The 18,231-nt window shown below is 50.4% G+C and carries 17 protein-coding genes; 5 read left to right on the top strand and 12 right to left on the bottom strand.

Going from position 1 to position 18,231, the window contains the following annotated elements:
• Nucleotides 1-65: 65 nt before the first annotated feature.
• The 5 genes from HMPREF9412_RS14090 to HMPREF9412_RS14070 form a co-directional block, all read right to left on the bottom strand.
• The gene (locus tag HMPREF9412_RS14090) at nt 66-1,586 is read right to left on the bottom strand and encodes a DEAD/DEAH box helicase (protein WP_009592260.1); all 1,521 of its coding nucleotides are present in this window, start codon (nt 1,584-1,586) and stop codon (nt 66-68) included.
• A 156-nt stretch (nt 1,587-1,742) separates the two neighbouring features.
• The gene (locus HMPREF9412_RS14085; RefSeq protein WP_036672266.1) at nt 1,743-2,618 is read right to left on the bottom strand and encodes a radical SAM/SPASM domain-containing protein; all 876 of its coding nucleotides are present in this window, start codon (nt 2,616-2,618) and stop codon (nt 1,743-1,745) included.
• Nucleotides 2,619-2,930: 312 nt separating this feature from the next.
• Nucleotides 2,931-4,370 (bottom strand): M56 family metallopeptidase, encoded by a 1,440-nt coding sequence (locus tag HMPREF9412_RS14080; RefSeq protein ID WP_009592248.1) that lies wholly within the window; start codon nt 4,368-4,370, stop codon nt 2,931-2,933.
• Between the two features lie 9 nt (nt 4,371-4,379).
• Nucleotides 4,380-4,754, bottom strand: a complete 375-nt coding sequence (locus tag HMPREF9412_RS14075; RefSeq protein WP_009592247.1) for a BlaI/MecI/CopY family transcriptional regulator — start codon at nt 4,752-4,754, stop codon at nt 4,380-4,382.
• A 264-nt stretch (nt 4,755-5,018) separates the two neighbouring features.
• Nucleotides 5,019-5,246, bottom strand: coding sequence for a glycine zipper domain-containing protein (locus tag HMPREF9412_RS14070; protein WP_009592272.1), 228 nt, complete (start codon nt 5,244-5,246; stop codon nt 5,019-5,021).
• Between the two features lie 247 nt (nt 5,247-5,493).
• On the opposite strand from HMPREF9412_RS14070, the gene HMPREF9412_RS14065 reads away from it, so the two are divergent.
• The 5 genes from HMPREF9412_RS14065 (at nt 5,494) to HMPREF9412_RS14045 (ending at nt 11,925) form a co-directional block, all read left to right on the top strand.
• On the top strand, nt 5,494-6,516 hold the full coding sequence (locus HMPREF9412_RS14065; RefSeq protein WP_009592256.1) for an ABC transporter substrate-binding protein: 1,023 nt from the start codon (nt 5,494-5,496) through the stop codon (nt 6,514-6,516).
• Nucleotides 6,517-6,538: 22 nt separating this feature from the next.
• Nucleotides 6,539-7,648, top strand: a complete 1,110-nt coding sequence (locus tag HMPREF9412_RS14060; RefSeq protein WP_009592270.1) for an ABC transporter ATP-binding protein — start codon at nt 6,539-6,541, stop codon at nt 7,646-7,648.
• Nucleotides 7,645-9,300, top strand: coding sequence for an ABC transporter permease (locus HMPREF9412_RS14055; protein ID WP_009592251.1), 1,656 nt, complete (start codon nt 7,645-7,647; stop codon nt 9,298-9,300). Before HMPREF9412_RS14060 ends, HMPREF9412_RS14055 begins: the two co-directional genes overlap by 4 nt.
• A gap of 143 nt (nt 9,301-9,443) precedes the next feature.
• Nucleotides 9,444-11,144 carry a sensor histidine kinase gene (locus HMPREF9412_RS14050; protein ID WP_009592262.1) on the top strand — a complete coding sequence of 567 codons (1,701 nt, stop codon included), beginning with the start codon at nt 9,444-9,446 and terminating at the stop codon, nt 11,142-11,144.
• Entirely contained in the window at nt 11,137-11,925 is a 789-nt protein-coding gene (locus tag HMPREF9412_RS14045; protein WP_009592253.1) for a response regulator transcription factor, read from the top strand. Before HMPREF9412_RS14050 ends, HMPREF9412_RS14045 begins: the two co-directional genes overlap by 8 nt.
• A 95-nt stretch (nt 11,926-12,020) precedes the next feature.
• On the opposite strand, the gene HMPREF9412_RS14040 is transcribed toward HMPREF9412_RS14045, so the two are convergent.
• The 7 genes from HMPREF9412_RS14040 to HMPREF9412_RS14005 form a co-directional block, all read right to left on the bottom strand.
• Nucleotides 12,021-12,581: a hypothetical protein gene (locus HMPREF9412_RS14040; RefSeq protein WP_036672263.1), complete on the bottom strand. Its 561-nt coding sequence runs from the start codon at nt 12,579-12,581 to the stop codon at nt 12,021-12,023.
• A 37-nt stretch (nt 12,582-12,618) separates the two neighbouring features.
• Nucleotides 12,619-13,476 (bottom strand): hypothetical protein, encoded by an 858-nt coding sequence (locus tag HMPREF9412_RS14035; protein ID WP_009592268.1) that lies wholly within the window; start codon nt 13,474-13,476, stop codon nt 12,619-12,621.
• Nucleotides 13,477-13,677: 201 nt separating this feature from the next.
• Nucleotides 13,678-14,046: an amino acid kinase family protein gene (locus HMPREF9412_RS14030; RefSeq protein ID WP_009592254.1), complete on the bottom strand. Its 369-nt coding sequence runs from the start codon at nt 14,044-14,046 to the stop codon at nt 13,678-13,680.
• Between the two features lie 119 nt (nt 14,047-14,165).
• Nucleotides 14,166-14,669: a hypothetical protein gene (locus HMPREF9412_RS32555; protein ID WP_036672260.1), complete on the bottom strand. Its 504-nt coding sequence runs from the start codon at nt 14,667-14,669 to the stop codon at nt 14,166-14,168.
• A gap of 24 nt (nt 14,670-14,693) precedes the next feature.
• A complete protein-coding gene (locus tag HMPREF9412_RS33315) occupies nt 14,694-15,542 on the bottom strand; it encodes a hypothetical protein (protein ID WP_254664051.1) in 849 nt (282 codons plus the stop codon).
• A gap of 65 nt (nt 15,543-15,607) precedes the next feature.
• The gene (locus HMPREF9412_RS14010; protein ID WP_009592249.1) at nt 15,608-17,686 is read right to left on the bottom strand and encodes a hypothetical protein; all 2,079 of its coding nucleotides are present in this window, start codon (nt 17,684-17,686) and stop codon (nt 15,608-15,610) included.
• 181 nt (nt 17,687-17,867) lie between these two features.
• Nucleotides 17,868-18,231 (bottom strand): S-layer homology domain-containing protein (locus HMPREF9412_RS14005; RefSeq protein ID WP_036672257.1); only part of this gene is annotated, 364 nt, incomplete at its 5' end.

Here is an 18,231-nt window from a genome sequence, read left to right as displayed (position 1 = left end):
CTTCACTTCACGAGGTGGAAAAGGGTGCTTTTTATCATGGAATTTTCCCCATTCGCCGCTATCGCTTATGAGGGTCTGCCGGCTCTGCTTCCCTTGTTGAATCCGCCGGACTTGCGTTTCCGAGCCTGGCCGTTGTTAGGATTCGAAGCTGCTTCCGAACTCAGCTTGCGTGCCATTTCTGAATATGGATTCGTGACGGCTTCCGTCATGGGCTTACGCGCCGAGTTCGTCTTGGATTGGCGGGGGGCGTCCGTCTTCGGCTTACGTCCCGCGTCTTGTCTTGATTGGCGGGGTGCACCCGTCTTCGGGTTACGTGCCGCGTCGGCCTTTGGTTTGCGTGCCGCATCCGTCTTCGGTTTAGCAGGTCTCGATGCAGCTGACTTGCCTTTGCCGGGCTTGGACGAGCCGGATTTTGGCGCCGGGTCCACCTTGGTGGCTCTTAACGCCCCCGACATCGGGAAGGCATGGTCCTTCACTTCCGGAATGGACTTTCCGATTAGCTTCTCGATATCCCGAAGAAAAGGAACCTCGTCCACTTCGCAGAACGATATCGCCGTCCCGCTCAGTCCCGCGCGCCCCGTGCGCCCAATCCGGTGCACATACGTTTCCGGAATGTTCGGGAGGTTGAAGTTAATGACATGCGACAGCTCGTCGATGTCGATCCCGCGCGCGGCGATATCCGTTGCCACCAGGACGCGGGTCGCCCCGCTTTTGAAATTGTTGAGCGCCGTCTGGCGGCTGGTTTGCGATTTGTCGCCGTGAATGGCCTGAGCCGTAATATTCACCTTGTTCAGTCCGCGCGCAACCCGGTCAGCTCCCCGCTTCGTACGGGTAAAGACCAATGCCGACACGATGGACGAGTCCTTCATCAGCTCATTCAATTGCTGCTGCTTATTCCCGGTTTCCAGCAGGTACACCGATTGCTCGATCCGTTCGGCCGTAGAGGAGACCGGCGTGATCTCGACTTTTACGGGATTGTGCAGCAAGGTTTGGACAAGCTGAGTGATTTCCGCAGGCATCGTGGCCGAGAAGAACAGCGTTTGTTTTTTGCTCGGCATTTTGGCGATGATTCGCTTCACGTCATGGATGAAGCCCATATCCAGCATCCGGTCTGCCTCATCCAGCACCAAAATCTCCACATGCTGCAAATCGACGTGCTTCTGATTCATGAGGTCCAGGAGCCTGCCTGGGGTCGCAATCAGGATGTCCGCTCCCTGCTGAAGCGCGCGTTCCTGCGTCTTCTGCGAAACGCCGCCAACAATGGCCGTCGAACGCAGCTTGGTGAACTGGCTGTAAGCTTTGACGTTATCCGAAATTTGCAGGGCAAGCTCCCGGGTCGGCGACAACACCAATGCGCGAATGCGGCGCCCCATGCCCGGTTTAGGGGGTTGCTGATTCAACAGCTGGATCATCGGCACCGAAAAAGCGGCGGTCTTCCCCGTTCCGGTCTGGGCGCAGCCCAGCAAATCTCTGCCGGCCAGCACAGCCGGGATCGCCTGAGCCTGAATCGGCGTCGGCGCTTTGTAATTCTCCTTGGCCAAAGCCTTGAGAATGACAGGGGATATATTTAAATCTTCAAATGTCATGGGATCTCCTTTATGGTAAATATCTATATTTTTCGCATCACGTAAGATGGGGCATCTCATCATCGAGTTTCCACAAGCCGTTCCTTTACGTCATAACATATAACGATACCATAGATCGGCATAAAAAAAGAAGCGGAATTTTCCTCCGCCTCCCCTTTAAGCCCCAAACCGCTGTCGATATCCGCATTTTCTGCATAATTCCTCAACCGCTTCCCGGCGCGAAAATCCGTCCACGAGGTTGTTCGCCCGCTCCCCATCCACGATGTCCGAGAAGGACTTCTGATGAAGGTTGCCCAAGTTAATGACCCCTTCCCCGTCCAGACAGCAAGGCACGACCGTCCCGTCTACAAGAATCGCCGCCTGACTGCGCAGCGCATGGCAGAAGCCCTTGCCGTCATCCTCCGGGGCCGACAAGCTCGGCCACTGGAACTCATAATCCTGGTTCAGGTAGACGCGTTCGGCTACCCTTACGCCACCGCCGGGTTCAACCTTTTCCTCGATGCGGTAGTCCAAATTGAATTCCTGCTCCAAAATTTCAAGCGTCTGGCGGTTTCGGCTCTTCTCCAGGTTCGTTTGGTTGTCCTGCGTCAAATTCCACAAACGGAAGGAGAAGATGACCTTATGCTCCTCCGCATCCCGCACAAAAGAGAGGATGTCCCGCAAATATCCCTCACGGTCCGTGGAGCCGACATGTCCGTCAAAGCTGTGGAGCGAGAAGTTCATCTGTCTCAACGCCGGCTTGCCCAGCAGCTTATGCCGGTTCTTCGCGATCAACGTGCCGTTGGTTGTGATGTTGACCTTGAACCCCTTCTCATGGCTGATATCCAGCAGCTCGTCGATCTTCGGATGAAGCAGCGGCTCTCCCTTCACATGCAGATAAATGTAACTCGTATGCGGCTTGATCTCATCCAATCTTCTCGCAAAGTCCTCCACTTTAATGAAGTTGGCCTTGCGCTCCGTCGGCGGGCAGAACGTGCAGGCCAAATTACAAATGCTCGTAATTTCTATGTAAACTTTCTTAAACGTCCTCAAGATGTTATCCCCAATCCCATGTCTATGATCGTATGACGATTTGCCAGCTTGCTCGCTTGCCAATCCTTCACATCGTACCATAGGCTGGCATTTACAGCTACAGCTATCAATGCGATCTGATGCCATTCTATATAAAGTGAAAGAAGAGGGAGAACCCTCTTCTTTCGTTTTTGCTCTAGTTAACGTTCATCGTTTATGTTTGAATGCGTCACTTATCAGCATCAATCACACTCAGCAAGTTCTTCAAGCGTCGTGGATCTTATCTTAATGGTAGTACTCGGGGGGCTCGTTTGGCTGAGACTTCCTATAACCCTAGTCTACAGGACGAGTTTCTTGCGGATAATCTACAACATCGTCTCCTTCATTCTCAACAACTGCTACAGGACGAGCTTCTGTTGGATAATCCACAACATTGCTTCCCTCGCTCTCAACTACAGCTGCAGGGCGAGCCTCTGTTGGATAATCCACAACATCGCTTCCTTCTTGCTCAACTACAGCTGCAGGACGAGTTTCTTTGGGATAATCCACGACATGGCTTCCTTCAGCGACAGCCACAAGACGAGCCTCTTCCGGATAAGCCACAACATCCTCTCCTCCATTCTCAGCTGCAGCTTCAGGACGAGCTTCTTTGGGATAATCCACGACATGGCTTCCTTTATTCTCAACTACGACTTCAGAAGGTACCGCTCTAGGGGCCGCTTCTGTTGGTTGAGCTTCTGCATGACCAGCCTCATTTTCAATAACTTTAGGCGTATTGCTAGAAGCCCATGCCGCTGCTGATGTGCTAATTACAGCAACCAAAAACACCCCTGTTAACGTGAGATACATTGTTTTCTTTTTTTGTTTCTTTACATTCAGCATCATCATTAATCTCCTTTTCAATTGTTTGCCGTCACCGGATAAGGAGGCAATGAATTGCACGGGTAAATTCCTTGACCCTGCCATGACGCTTAAAATCGTCTCCCCATAGCGTTTCCGCTCGGCATGGGACATCTCTTTCACGACTTCTTCATCGCAAGACAGCTCGCTCCATACATGAAGGTCCTTGCGAAGAATGTGCATCAAAGGGTTAAACCAATGTAGGGCGCTTGCTCCGAGCGTGAACGCTTTGACCCATAAATCTTTCCGTTTCAGATGGATCAATTCATGACGGATTACCATGTCCATGTTAACGGTATTCTCTATAGGGAGATAAATGGTAGGTTTCCACAGGCCGACAAGAACAGGGCTCCGAATGATGGAGCTGTAGGCAAGCCCGACGCTGCTTTTCACACCAATGGCTTCCTTGATGAAGGAAAGCAGTTTCGCTGCTTCGCTGCTTATCGGAACGGTGACACGCGAATGTTCAAGTTTCTTTAAAAATCTGCGATAACAATACATCTGCCATGCAGCAAAAGCTATAGCGCCGAGTGCCCATAAGACAATAAGGGGCAGGGCTACGTTTACTGAGATGGTCTTTGCCGGAATAAGCGGCTCCAAACCAGTCCCTGAATATGGACCGGGCAGCGCATGTTGCACAGTTGAAGGCAACTCGTTCACAACGGGAACTGCACTAAATGTAAAAAGCGGTGAGATCCACTGAATACCAAGGACGACGGGTAAAAGATAAAAGACTACTGCCATTTTGCCAATTCCATAGCGCCACTTTGTAGGAAAGGTATTGATGAATACGATACGCAGTACAAGAATGCAGGCTACAACGGCACTTCCGGCAACGGTAAGGGTAAACAGCAATTCAAGAATAGTATTCATAAGCACCCCCTACTTTTGCGAGAACCATTGCTTCAGCTCTGCAATATCTTCATCTGAAAGCTTTTCGCCGTCATACAAAGCCGAAATTAGGTTTTTAACCGAGCCTTGATATAATCCGTCCAGGACGTGCTGCGCTTCCATCAGCTTATAATCTTCAGGCGAAATGCGCGGCGTATATTTATTGGTCCGTCCATCCCTCGTAGCCGTAAGTGCCCCTTTGTCCACCAAACGCGACAGGAAGGTGGACATGGTCTGTGCCTTCCATTCTCTTCCTCTCTGGGCAAACAGTGCGAGCAATTCGGTGGATGTGACAGGCGGAGTGCTCTCCCAAATCACCTCCATTAGCTCCATTTCAGTATCCGATAATTTTTGAACCTGGTTCACGGTGAACACCTCTTTACGTCGTTATGCGTCCATAACGAACTTATTACTACATCGTGTAGTGATTACAACCTACTACATCACGTAGTGGTATGTCAAGCGAAGGGAATTGAAGTTTACCGCTACATAGAACTTATATGTAAAATGAAAGAACCGCGCAGGAGCGCGGTTCTTTGTCAAACCATACAGCTACAAATAATTTAGGGCACACTTGGATTTCCCCAGGCCCCCTTATTTTACTCGTGCAGATGGTAGTGTTAACGCCGTTTATTTTGAATCGTTGTCGTCATTTTCTGCAGCCTCGCCAGCTTTGTTACCCAATGCTGCGCCTGCGATACCACCGGCAATCGTGCCGATCGGACCCAGTATGGAACCTACAGCAGCACCCACGACGCCGCCGCCCGCTGTTCCGATTGCTTCTCCAGCGTCAACGCCCATGTTGGTCGTGTCGCGGTCGGAATCAGCCTTATGATTACGATCGTTTTTATTAGCCATCCATCTCACTCCTTTGAAATTTGTGACAGGAACAGCTCCATCTTGCCGGACGTTGCTCCAAACCATATCTTGCCCTAACAGATCTAAAAGAATTCTTTAAAATATGCCGGTTCGGATTTCATTCTAATCGAAAATAGGTTGCGAATTTTAGACGATGTTTGCGGATTATGGGATTATGTAAACGGTACCAAGCTTGCTACAATGAACATGCAATTACGAAATGAACTTTGTTCAAGGGGGATTTTACATGAAAAAGCTGTCGATTTTACTGTTAACCTGCGTGCTCATTATAGGGGCGCTGAGCGGTTGCGCAAGCAGCGAGTCCGATTCGGGTTCGTCGAATAAACTCGTGATCTACAGTCCAAACAGCGAGGAGATCATCAAGACCATCATTCCGATGTTCGAGAAGCAGACCGGGATAACGGTTGAGCTGGTAACGGCTGGAACCGGCGAAATTATTAAGCGCTTACAGTCCGAGAAGCAGAACCCATACGCTGACGTGATGTTCGGCGGCTCGATGGCCGGTTTCCGCGAAAACGAAGCTTTATACGAGCCTTACGTATCGCCTGAAGACAAGAATTTAATGGAAGGACACCGCAATACGTCGGGCTTCGCTACCCCTTATATCTCGGATGGCAGCGTGCTGCTCGTGAACAAAAACCTGATCGGCGATATCAAAATCGAAGGTTATGCGGATTTGCTGAACCCGCAGCTTAAAGGGAAGATTGCTTCCGCCGACCCGGCTAGCTCCAGCTCTGCTTTCGCACAGTTAACGAACATGCTGAAAGCCATGGGCGGCGATTATGAGAGTGAGCAGGGCTGGAATTATGTCGGTCAACTGATCGAGAACCTGGACGGCAAAATCGCCAGCGGTTCCGGCGCCGTCCACAAAAGCGTGGCGGACGGCGAATACGTAGTCGGCCTTACTTACGAAGACCCTTCCAGCACCTATGTAAAGAACGGCGCACCGGTCGAAATCGTGTATCCGAAAGAAGGCGCCGTATTCCTGGATGCGGGATCCGCCATCATCAAAGATGCGCCGCACATGGACAACGCCAAGAAATTCATCGACTTCATCCTGTCCCAGGAAGCCCAGGATGCGTTCGGCACGCAATTAACGAACCGCCCGCTTCGCCAGGGTACCAAGCTTGGCGACCACATGAAGCCTTATGAAGAGATCCACATGATCGATGAAGACACGGACTATGTCAGCGCGCATAAATCCGAGATCGTTGAGCGTTATGTCGATTTGTTCACTAGCGTTAAATAAACTATAGAATCAGGTGACAACCATGAGCGTAACCATAACCATTCAAGACTTAATCAAAAAATACGGCGACACAACCGTCATTCCCGAGCTGTCCCTGGAGATCAAGAAGGGTGAATTCTTCACCCTTCTCGGGCCTTCCGGGTGCGGCAAGACGACACTGCTGCGCATGATTGCCGGCTTCAACAGCATTGAAGGCGGAACCATACATTTTAACGAGCGCGTCATTAACCAGGTGGAACCGGGCAAGCGGAATATCGGGATGGTTTTTCAGAGCTATGCGATCTTCCCTCACCTAACCGTCAAAGGAAACATCGCGTTCGGGCTGGAGAATCGGAAATTATCCAAGGCCGAGATTAACGCCAAGGTTGATGACATCCTAAAGGTCGTTCAGATCGAGCCCTATAAAGACCGCATGCCGAAGAACCTGTCCGGCGGCCAGCAGCAGCGCGTTGCGCTAGCCAGAGCCATCGTCATCCGGCCGGACGTCCTGCTGATGGATGAGCCTCTATCCAACCTGGATGCCAAGCTTCGGGTCGACATGCGTAACGCGATTAAAGACATTCAGCGGGAAGTCGGAATTACCACCGTCTACGTCACGCACGATCAGGAGGAGGCCATGGCGGTTTCCGACCGCATCGCGGTCATGAAATCCGGCGTGATTCAGCATCTGGGAACGCCGCAGGAAATTTACCAGCGTCCTGCAAACGTATTCGTTGCAACCTTTATCGGTCGGACCAACATTCTTGAGGGCAATATAACGAAATCCGCAGGCAGCTATGCCCTGCAATTCGGCTCCGGCTATATGGAGGAGCTGTCTAACATCGAGGTTCCGAAATCCGATGCCAAGGCAGATACGCTAAACGTTCAAATCTCGGTTCGGCCGGAAGAGTTCATACTGACCGAGGACCAGACTGGCATGAAAGCAACGATCGTACACAGCGTGTTTCTGGGGCAGAACACCCATTATTTTGTAGACTTGGCTTCCGGTCAACGCGTGGAGATCACGCAGGAATCGAAAACGTCCCATATCCTCGAGCCTGGCCAAGTCATCTATCTCAAGGTGAAAAAAGATAAAATTAATGTCTATGATGCGACCGGCGAACTGAACTATACAAGGGGCGCCCGGCTATGAGAGAGACGCGCAAACGATTCGATGTCTGGACCAACATTTCGTTACTGATCTTTGTGTTCTATATTCTGTTTCTGGCCCTGCCATTGTTTACGATGCTGTTCAAAAGTGTGTACAATGGCACGACAGGCGATTTTTCCCTTGCCTATTTCACGAAATTTTTCAGTAAGCCCTACTATTTGAATGCCCTGTTCAACAGCGTCAAGGTGACCGTCAGCGTAACCTTGCTTGCCGCGATTATCGCAACGCCGCTGGCTTATATCATGGCTACGGTGAAGATCAAAGGCAGCTCGGCCATTCGCGTACTGATTCTGATCTCGTCGATGTCGGCTCCGTTCATTGGCGCTTACTCCTGGATCCTGCTGCTCGGAAGAAGCGGCGTCATTACGAAATTCGTCAGCAGCACATTCGGCATTACGATGCCGGATATCTACGGATTTACGGGGATCTTAGTGGTCTTAACCTTGCAGATGGTCCCTCTGATCTTCATGTATGTATCAGGCGCACTCAAGAATATGGACCAATCGCTGATGGAAGCCGCCGAGAGCATGGGCTATACAGGCTTAGCCAAAATGCGCAAAGTGCTTCTCCCGCTCATTACGCCAACCTTGCTGGCAGGCGGCCTGCTCGTCTTCATGCGCGCGCTCGCCGATTTTGGTACGCCGATGCTGATCGGCGAGGGATACAAGACCGTGCCCGTGCTGATCTTTAACGAGTTCATCAGTGAGGTCGGCGGCGATGACGGCTTTGCGGCGGCGATCAGCGTCATTGTCGTTCTGTTCGCCACCACGATATTCCTGCTGCAAAAATTCGTAGCCAATCGCAAGTCCTTTACGATGAGCGCACTGCATCCGATCGAAGCCAAGAAGAAGAAGGGCATCGGTAATATCGCGGCTCATGCGGTTATCTATCTGTATACGTTAATCGCGCTGCTGCCGCAGCTCTATGTCATCTATACTTCGTTCCTGAAATCCAATGGCAGAATTTTCGTTGAAGGGTTCTCGCTCCAAAGCTACCGGGATGCCTTCAGTAATATTGGCGGCGTCATTCTGAACACGTTCTTCCTAGCCATCGTTTCCCTGGTCGTCATTATCCTGTTGGCGATACTGATTGCTTACGTAACCGTTCGTAGAAAGAATGCATTGACGAATACGCTGGATATCTTCACGATGTTCCCGTATATCGTTCCCGGCTCCATACTGGGGATCGCCCTATTGATCACGTTCAACAATAAACCGCTGGCGTTAAGCGGAACGGCCGTCATCATGATCATCTCGTTTGTCATCCGGCGTCTGCCCTATACGATACGCTCCAGCGCAGCCATTCTGCATCAGATTAACGACGGGATCGAAGAAGCGGCGATCAGCCTGGGCGCTTCCCAGATGAAGACGTTCTTCAGGATTACGCTTCCGATGATGCTGGCAGGCGTCGTCTCCGGCGCGATCCTGAGCTGGATTACCATCATTACCGAATTAAGCACTTCGATCATTCTGTATACAGGCAAAACCAAGACCGTCACGGTTGCTATATACACGGAGGTCATTCGAGGAAACTACGGCGTGGCTGCGGCACTGTCCACGATTCTTACCGTCATTACGGTCGTGTCGCTGCTCGTTTTCCTGAAGCTCTCCGGACAAAAGGAAGTTTCCATGTAGATGTGAAATGTAATCATATCGTAGACCTACATCCAAGCCGGCGCCTGCAACATGAAGGGCCGCTTGGATGTATTTGGATTATCTGCGGTTAACCGCAAGTCAGTATAATAGGATCGAGGTTCTTATCGCAGATGGAGGGCAGCATGAAACCAACACCTTATCGTAATTTCAAGGAATCCACCCGTCATTTGTTTCGCGTCTATACGATGATCCCCTTCTCCATCTTAATCGTATTGTTCTTGGCGTTCACGATTATGAACGGCCGTTTGAACTTAACCCAAAAAACGACCGAAGCCGCCCAGTCCATCAGCCAGTCCATATCCGGCGTATATCGGCAGTATGACGAGGAGATTCATCGGATGGCCGAATCTCCCACCGTGATCAACTATGTAAGCTCCCATCTGGGCAGCGAACAAGTATATTCCGAGTTCTATGATTTCAACAATCGGCAGAAGATCAAGAGTATTTTTCATATCGTCAATACGGATGGCGTCTTCCTGGCCAGTTCCGCCCCGGCGGATGCGCTGTACTCCAATTTTGCCTTCGGCAACCTCATTCACCGGATTGAACAGCGGCCCGGCGACACGCTAACCGAAATGAACAGCTTCCGCTATTCGCATGACCGCGATACGAGCTACACGTTCGGCAAAGCCATCGTAAAGGACCAGCAGACGATAGGCTATATCATCTATCAGCTGTACGAATCGGACATCCAGAAGGTGATTTTCGAGCAAAACAATGAAATCGCCCTGATCACCGATGAACACAACACCATTATTGCCACGACAAGCAATGTGACCAAAGGCGTGCTCAACAAATTCAACCCCAAGGTCGATAACAAGGGACATGTTCTGCTGAACGGGGGAAAGTACTACAAATATTCCAAACGAATTCCTGGCACGCCGATTCAAGTCATTACGCTGAATTCCTACAAATCGGAGCAGTACACCTATTATACGGTTTCTTTCTTTGTCCTTGCGGCCAGCCTGCTGCTGTGGGTCTTGATCCAGTTCCTGGCGAACAAAATGTCGGCGCGCAATTCCGAATCGATCGATAAACTCATACACGCTTTGGCCCAGCTGCGCGAAGGGAACTTCAACGGCTATGTCGACATTCAGACGAATGACGAGTTTCAAATACTCGGCAATGAGTACAACGTGATGCTGGATCGGCTGAAGGAATTGATCGAGAAAAATAAAGAGCTGTCGGAGCTCCGAACGATTATCGAAGTGAAGCAGCTGCAATCGCAGTTCCATCCGCATTTTATTTTTAATGTGCTCGAAACGCTGCGCTATGCCATTAAGATTGACGCGAATCAAGCCCAGGAGATCGTGCTGATTCTATCCCGATTGCTTCGATACAGCATCGGACATGATCGCAGCGTCCAGCTGAAGAATGACATGAATTATGTCCGGGATTACCTGAAGCTGCAGCAAATCCGGTTCAATGACCGGCTGGACTATCGGATTACCGTAGCGGACGAAACGCTGGATGTATACGTCCCCAAGCTTCTGCTGCAGCCGATTATCGAAAACGCTATCAAATATGGGTATGAGAATCAAAGTGATGTGCTGATCGAGATTAACATCTACACCTCCGCAGGCAAGCTCATTCTCGAGGTTCGCGACAACGGGCAAGGCATGAGTAAAGAGAGACTGCAGGGAGTGAAGCAGATTCTGCAAAGCCAGACAAACACGACGCAGCATATCGGGCTGTACAACGTTCATCGCCGTTTGGTGCTTCTATATGGCGAAGCATCCGGCATCCATATTGACAGCACGCAAGGAACAGGCACCTGTGTCGTCCTTACGATTCCTTACGAATGGAGTGAATATCATGTTTAAAGTACTGCTGGTCGAAGATGAGGATATGATTCGCCGGGGCATCCGGTTCAGCATCGATTGGGTTCAATACGATTGCATCGTTATTGAAGAAGGACTGAACGGACAGGACGGCTACGAGAAGATCTGCGAGCTGAAGCCGGATATCGTCATAACCGACATCACCATGCCGATCATGGACGGCATCTCGATGATTCGGGAAGGACTCCGGCAGCATACCTTCAGCAGCATCATTATCTCCGGCTATAATGAATTCCACCTGGCGCAGCAGGCACTCCAGTTAGGCGTCACCGAATTCCTGGTGAAGCCCTTAGAGGATGAACAGCTGGTTGCGGCACTCGACTCAGCCAAAGCCAAAGTGGATTTAATCCGCAAATATGAAGTGATTTCGAATCATCCGCAGGAAAAAGAAGAGATTTTGAACAGCAAATTTCTGGAGAAGGAAACCAAAACCTCGAAATACGTGTCCAAAATGATCGCCTATGTACAGGAGAACTATGCCAAGAAGATCAGCATTCATGACCTCGTGGAAGAGCTCGGCTTAAGCGCCTATTACCTGAACCAGAAATTCAAGGTAGAGACAAGCTATACCTTCAATGAATTTCTTAACCGTTACCGCATCCAGAAATCGATCGAGTTACTGAAGTCAGGCGACAACAAGGTCTATACCATCGCGCAGGATATCGGATTCAGTGATTACAAGTATTTTATCAGCATCTTCAAGAAGTATGCCCACGTCACTCCGAGCCAGTATCAGGAATATTTCGAGGAGAAGAATGGATAGAACGGGGAACCTAGATACTAGAGGTACTCTATCATACTTATATTTGCACACACACCACACCCCTGCCAGCTTCAGCAGGGGTGTAGAATCTTTATCTATGATTCCTGTCGTTCATACAGCCGGTACATGGATAGCTCGCCACTCATCGCCACCGCTTGCGCAAAGGCTTCCTTCACGTCCCGTCCCTGCTGAACGATCTCATAGAACAGCCGGAGAACGAACATCAGCGCATCGTTGCCGTCCGGATAGTCATCCGGCCCGATATACATCCTGCAGCCCCGCTCCAGGAAAGCGTCGGCCAGTGCTGGATCCCCCAGCGAGCAGCCGTTCGCGATCACCGTCTTCCCGTCCAGCTTCGCATATCGCATAATCTCGCCGGGCCCGAAGCCGCCCCTCGGCTCATCCTCCTCGTATACCTCTTCGCCGAGCTCTGGCATGATCAAGCTGCCCTCGTCCCCGTGAAAGTTCAACAACATCATATCGGTGCCTTCATACAGATCATCGCCTGACAAGACGGAGATCAGATCATTCGGCCTCCCGATCCAGTATGTAAAGACGCGCACCCCGAAATACTCCAGAGCCGCCCTTACGGCTTGGCTCTCCATATCGCAATCCGGTCCGACGACCAGAGCGACCTGCATAGCCGGCTTACTCACTACTAAATCCCCCCTGACAATGACTTCGATAAGGAGCTCATACTTTTCTCCATATCATCCACCATTGTTTATCATACGAATCGACTTCGATCTCTTCCAGACCTAGATTCGCTTCGCTGATCCAGCTTCTAGCCAGTTGTATATAGTCGTTGTGAAATTCGGAGGAATAACCCATTTCATCATATCCGGCATAAGTAATGTTATCGAATATCATGTATCCTCCGCTTTTTAACTGCTTACAGCTTGTGTCTATGATTTGGATAAACGCCTGATACGCTGCATCTTTTAGCGTACCCTTGCGGTGATAATCCATCACAGCTTGCAGCATTAGAGGTTCGATCGTCCACCAATCTTGATTTACAGTATCCATGCCCTCACGTTCAGCAATAATGGTCTGGATGATATCGTTAATGGCGTGATGATAAGCGACAACGTCAAAAGAGGACTCCGGATAATATAAACCGATATTGGCGGCATCGTCCTCAACAACCCGTATGCTGACGTCCATTCCTTTCGTTTTCTCCTGGAAATTTCGTGTCAGGTCCCTGTTGAGGTTGGCCGTCACATAGGACCCCGCTTCATGAGAATAGGCGTCTACAGCCTTGGGAATGTAAATGACATCACCTGCACCGACTTCCAAAAGACTTAAAGCACGGGGCACATTCAGCTCCTTGAAGAGATTCTGCCAGGATGCTGAATAATACAGTTGAAGATATTCGAATACTCTCTCCTTGGATATATCTATTGGTACTGCTAATATGTCTTTCAATTTGTTTTCCAATTGGACTGCGTTCATCTGTTCCAATTCCGAAATCATCTCCTGCGAAAAGTCACGTTGTAGGATATCGTTAAACAAGCCAGCACTCGTTTTCTCGGCTAGCGTCTGCATATTCATCAGCGTATCCCTCTCTTCTTATGGTTTCTAGAGTATATTCGAATATATGGTGTTTTTTCCTCTTTTTATGATTTGGAAGAGTAATCTTTTAATATATACGCAAAGAACCCGAAAGAGGCACTTTTTTTCAAAGTTTCCCTCTCTCGGGTCTTCGTTCTAAAAACGTGGCTATGGCGGTTCATTAGCCAACGGCTTGCACCATTAACTCACAATATGTGTGCCGGCCTGTTTCCTGATGGCATCGCTTAAGCTTTCCGGGTTCGTAATGATAACTCTGCGCCCCGGCTTCTTAAGAAAATTGAGGCTCGCCTCAATTTTGGGGAGCATGCTGCCTTTCGGAAAATGCCCCTCCTTCACATACTGTTTAATCTCGTCAACGGTGACCTCTTCCAGCGCCTTCTGATCCGGCGTACCGAAATTCACGAATACTTGGGGCACGCCCGTTGTGATAATCAGCGTTTCCGCATCCACCTGTTCCGCCAATAAACTTGTGGCAAAATTGATCATCACCCATTCGGGATGCTCGCGCTTCAATTCCTCGGCTTGCTCCAGGGTGAAGAAGGAACCCACTGGTTTCGAAGGCTCGCGGAAGTTATGGTCGGCCTCGTTGACCTCAACCTGCGTGATGATGGTGGCTACCTTTTTCGTGATGCGGCGGTGGATGAATTCATTCGTTAACGCTCAAAAATTTATTCACATACTTGAATAATCTCTTTAGGAATGGAGTCAAAGACTAATACTTCCGGCTTGGAATATGGTTTTGTCTCATTGTATTCTTCAAGTGTCATCAGACTCCCCCAATACAAATTTATCCAATGTTCAATACTTTCACCTGTATCAAAATTCAGTGCTTCTTCATCGGTATCCTTCAAATCCTCATAAAATGCTTGATCATATATAGAAAGAGAAATATCTCCATCAAAGACTAGGATCCTATCCGTAAACACCGGGAAACAAAAGGATTTAGTAAAACGATTAACCAGATCTACTCCGACTGCTTCACTGAAGTTAACCCAATCTGGTGTATTGAAAGGTCTGAACCGTTCTGTAATCTCAAGTTTCACCCTACCACCGTTGCTATATCGGTTGTTTGATTTTGTCATAAAGTTTATGCCGCCTGATATAATCTCTTCAATAGAAGCATGGTGTTCATGACCTTCAGATAAGTAAGCATGATACAACAAGTCGTTCATATTTTATTTTTACACCACCCAAATTTATTTTCTTGGAAAGTAAGGAAAATGGGAACTTCTCGTAGGGTCATCCAAGTTTTCAAATACTCTATGGCTTCCTGTTACCGTGTCAGGTGTACTAATGTTACCGTCAAACTCTTTATAATACTTAGTTATTCTTTGAGTGTTTGGGTTATTAGGATTCGGCCAGTTTGAATATGCTTTATCAGGACTAGTCATGGTTTCTTGCCTTAATCCCTCTACATCAACATTTTGACCATATTGTGTACGATTAGGGGTTGAGGGCTTGCTTGGATCAAACATGTGCTTTTCAGAGTGCGGGTTAACAAAATCATTGGGATTACTTCCTCCACCCGGCTTTGTTGGGACTGGAGATTGTTCCGTTCCCTCCTGCCCGGTCCCTGTCCGTGTCCCTGTCCCCCCATCCCCGCCCGAATCATGCTTCAGGTGCGGGTGAGTCTTCACGCCGATCCGGCGTGTGGCTAAACCGGCCATGATCATGGCAGCCTGCTGTCCCATATAATTGGACGCGCCACCCGACGCCTCGACGTCTGCCGCCAATTTCTCCTGGGTATCGGCATCAAAAATCATTTTGCCTCCCCAAACCGCCGTGTCGATGATCTCTTCCGCCGTCCCGATTGTTGCATTATAGGCCATGTCCTTGGCAGTGCCAAGCGGGTCTTCCACCAAGGACGTAGCCGTATCCTTTACCGAATTTGCTACGGATTTCGCCCCGGTCTGCAGCCCCTGCCAGAAGTCCCCTGCATGGTCCCAGAACGTTTTGGGCTCGTTCGCAGCGCCCGCTGCCGATGCCGCAATCATGATATATTCACGCATATCAGCTGAGATGAACCGGAAAGCAATGGTCTTCAATTCCTGGCCGATGATCCGAAGATGTTCGATACCAATATGGTTCAGAAGCCCCAGTATATGCGTGCTCAGAATCCGGACCTCATCAAATCGCTTAGCACAAAAGCCAGATGTTTTTCGGCCAAACGCATATGACGGTAAAAGGTGGCTCTGCTCATATGGAAGGAGGCTGCGAGCTGGCTTTTGTTCCGGTCTTTGCGCAGATAACTGGCGATGAGAATTTCCTTCTCCAACAGCGTCAAAGGTTCCATCGGACGTTCGTCGGCCAGAATCCCTTGAATGATATCCCTCACCTGCATCCCATCCCAACCCAATCGCCGAACGACAGGGAGTTCCTCCAGCTTATCCGGATCGAACAGCCGTTCCAGCATTTGCTTCATTACGCTTCTATCAATGGCCGAGGGATACCCATCCTCCCGTTGATGTGCCTGTTGTCCTGCTGCTGTCTCCGTTTGCCGGATGATCCGCTGAATCCACTGATCAAAGCTCGTTTGCCTAAAATCCAGCTCCCATGTCGTCAATTCGATGCCCGCATATCCCGTCGCTTTCCCGCATGCTTTGAATCCCAGGATCGACAATAAGGAATTCAACTGCGGATCCCCCGCCGCCAAGATCCCCCGCAGACCACCGGTCATGCGGACCAGCCATTGCTGCATCAGCAAAGCTCCCAGCTCTTCGGGACGATACAGGGACTGTTCGGTATTTACCGCGGATAACAGCACAAATATCGTATCGGCCGCCTCCGGAGGAAGCCGAAGCAGCGAAGAAGCCTCTTCCCCCAGCATCCCCCTGCACCCAGGGGCATATCGTTCCAACAAGGGCATACTTAAGGCATGCAGCCATACGCCTGCGCAAAACGCCAGGGGCGTCCCTTTTTCATCCCGCACGATAAAGATTCCTTCTGGAAAATGAGCTGCAATCTCCTCCAGCAAACCCGGGTAATCGGCTGAGTCGACCAGTTCGGACTGCCAGTCGGAACCCCGAATAGACGCCTTCAAAAAACGCTGCAAATACGGCATATCCTCCTGCCGGAACGGCTTCTGTTCGCCGGGTTTCAGGCTTGACGAGAAATTGGCATATGCATGGGCCGAGGGCAAAAATTCGCGGTACAGCTCCAAAATGTGGGCGCTCAGGCGCATCTGCATCCGTTGATCGACCGAATGAAATCGTTCCGCCAGCAGAACGAACGCCTGATGGCGAACCGCTTCGAATTGTGCGGAGTTTCTGCGCGCGAAGTCATTCCGTAACATTCGAGCAACGACCTGGTGCAGCGTTATCCCATCCGCCGTATCCCGTACGAACGAAAGTGCCCTCAGATGGTAATAGTCCGCCCCTTCCAAGGGCGTATCCAACAACCGGTTCAGCATGTTCTCGTCGGCTGCAGGCAGAAGCGACAAAACCGTCAGCGCGCGGTACACGCCAGGAGAAGCCGCTTCCCGTAAAAATTCGGCGCTCAATACAGCCGGAACCTCTCGCCATACATCCCACTGCGCCACAGACTCGGAAAGCAGCATATCCACGGTCAAGGCAAGCGACAACGGATGGCCTTCCGTCTTCTCAGCAATAGCTCTTTGCCATTCCGCAGACAAGCCGCTGCCGTCTAAATAATCGTAGACCTCTTCTCGCGTAAACAGCCGCAAAGGGAACCTTTGGATTTGGGACTTCCATTCCGGATTCGTCTGCCACTTGAGCGGCAGTCCATTGCGCGAGGCACATACGATCAACACGCGGGCGGATTTCAACTCAGGAAGAAATCTGGAGAACAACCACCCTTCCAGCTGTGCGATCTCCTCACCATTGTCTATGAACAACACCGTACGCTGCAGCTGAAGCTCGTTAACGATGTATGGCAGCAGCGCGGATTCCGGAGCCTTGGTTCTGCCGTATTCGGTTGCAAGACTCATCTCCAGACTCGCCAAAAAAGCGCCCGACGTCGTTAAGCCTCCTTGCCCGTCCAGCCAAAGGGAACGCACCGAGGACTGCCTTGCCGTGCGGGTCATTTGCAGCAGCAGCGTTGTTTTGCCAATGCCGCCAATTCCTGATATTGAAAAAATGGATGTCTGCGCCCGGGAATCCGCCAGCCAATCCGTGAAACTCATCATTTCCCGATCCAAACCGATAATGCGATGTCTTGAAATCTTCTCCATCTGTTACATCCTCACTCCATCCGCTTCTCGCCCGTTGAATCTGACAACTAGTAAACCTCCTATTTTTTTATACTATACTATGTTTCGAGTCGACGAATAGGCTCCATTACGGAATAAACGCAATAAAAACGCGCACATCCTCGGTTGGAATGTGCGCGCCAGCTATTCAGCTGCAATCAGTTCATGAATTCAAGTAGAGCAGCATTCGGTTTAAGAGAACCGTGCTTTGAGCACGCGTAGCATACGCCTGCGGAGCGAACGCCGCGTTCCCAACGCCTTCGATCATGCCCGCAGCCAGCAGCTCGGCAGCCGATCCCTTGGCCCACTCGGATACCTGGGCATGGTCCGAGAAGCGTTCCAACGCAGATGTGTCCTGCCGCGGAAGCTCGCCGGCATATCGGACGGCTCTGGCCAGCATCACCGCCACCTGCTCTCTCGTGACCACAGCGTCCGGTCGGAACGAACCGTCGGCGTAGCCTTCAATCAAGCCAGCCGCCGATGCGGCCCCTATCGTACCGGCATACCAGACTTCGTTCGGCCCCACG

Origin of the sequence: Paenibacillus sp. HGF5 (genome assembly GCF_000204455.1) — a bacterium.
Lineage (GTDB): Bacteria > Bacillota > Bacilli > Paenibacillales > Paenibacillaceae > Paenibacillus_AQ > Paenibacillus_AQ lautus_A.
This window is presented reverse-complemented; position numbering and strand designations above follow the sequence as displayed.

Coding starts and splice junctions, on each gene's coding strand:
- HMPREF9412_RS14090 (WP_009592260.1), bottom strand. CDS start 1,586: ATGACATTTGAAGATTTAAATATATCCCCTGTCATTCTCAAGGCTTTG.
- HMPREF9412_RS14080 (WP_009592248.1), bottom strand. CDS start 4,370: ATGAATACTATTCTTGAATTGCTGTTTACCCTTACCGTTGCCGGAAGT.
- HMPREF9412_RS14070 (WP_009592272.1), bottom strand. CDS start 5,246: ATGGCTAATAAAAACGATCGTAATCATAAGGCTGATTCCGACCGCGAC.
- HMPREF9412_RS14065 (WP_009592256.1), top strand. CDS start 5,494: ATGAAAAAGCTGTCGATTTTACTGTTAACCTGCGTGCTCATTATAGGG.
- HMPREF9412_RS14060 (WP_009592270.1), top strand. CDS start 6,539: ATGAGCGTAACCATAACCATTCAAGACTTAATCAAAAAATACGGCGAC.
- HMPREF9412_RS14055 (WP_009592251.1), top strand. CDS start 7,645: ATGAGAGAGACGCGCAAACGATTCGATGTCTGGACCAACATTTCGTTA.
- HMPREF9412_RS14050 (WP_009592262.1), top strand. CDS start 9,444: ATGAAACCAACACCTTATCGTAATTTCAAGGAATCCACCCGTCATTTG.
- HMPREF9412_RS14045 (WP_009592253.1), top strand. CDS start 11,137: ATGTTTAAAGTACTGCTGGTCGAAGATGAGGATATGATTCGCCGGGGC.
- HMPREF9412_RS14035 (WP_009592268.1), bottom strand. CDS start 13,476: ATGAATATGCAGACGCTAGCCGAGAAAACGAGTGCTGGCTTGTTTAAC.
- HMPREF9412_RS32555 (WP_036672260.1), bottom strand. CDS start 14,669: ATGAACGACTTGTTGTATCATGCTTACTTATCTGAAGGTCATGAACAC.
- HMPREF9412_RS14010 (WP_009592249.1), bottom strand. CDS start 17,686: ATGGAGAAGATTTCAAGACATCGCATTATCGGTTTGGATCGGGAAATG.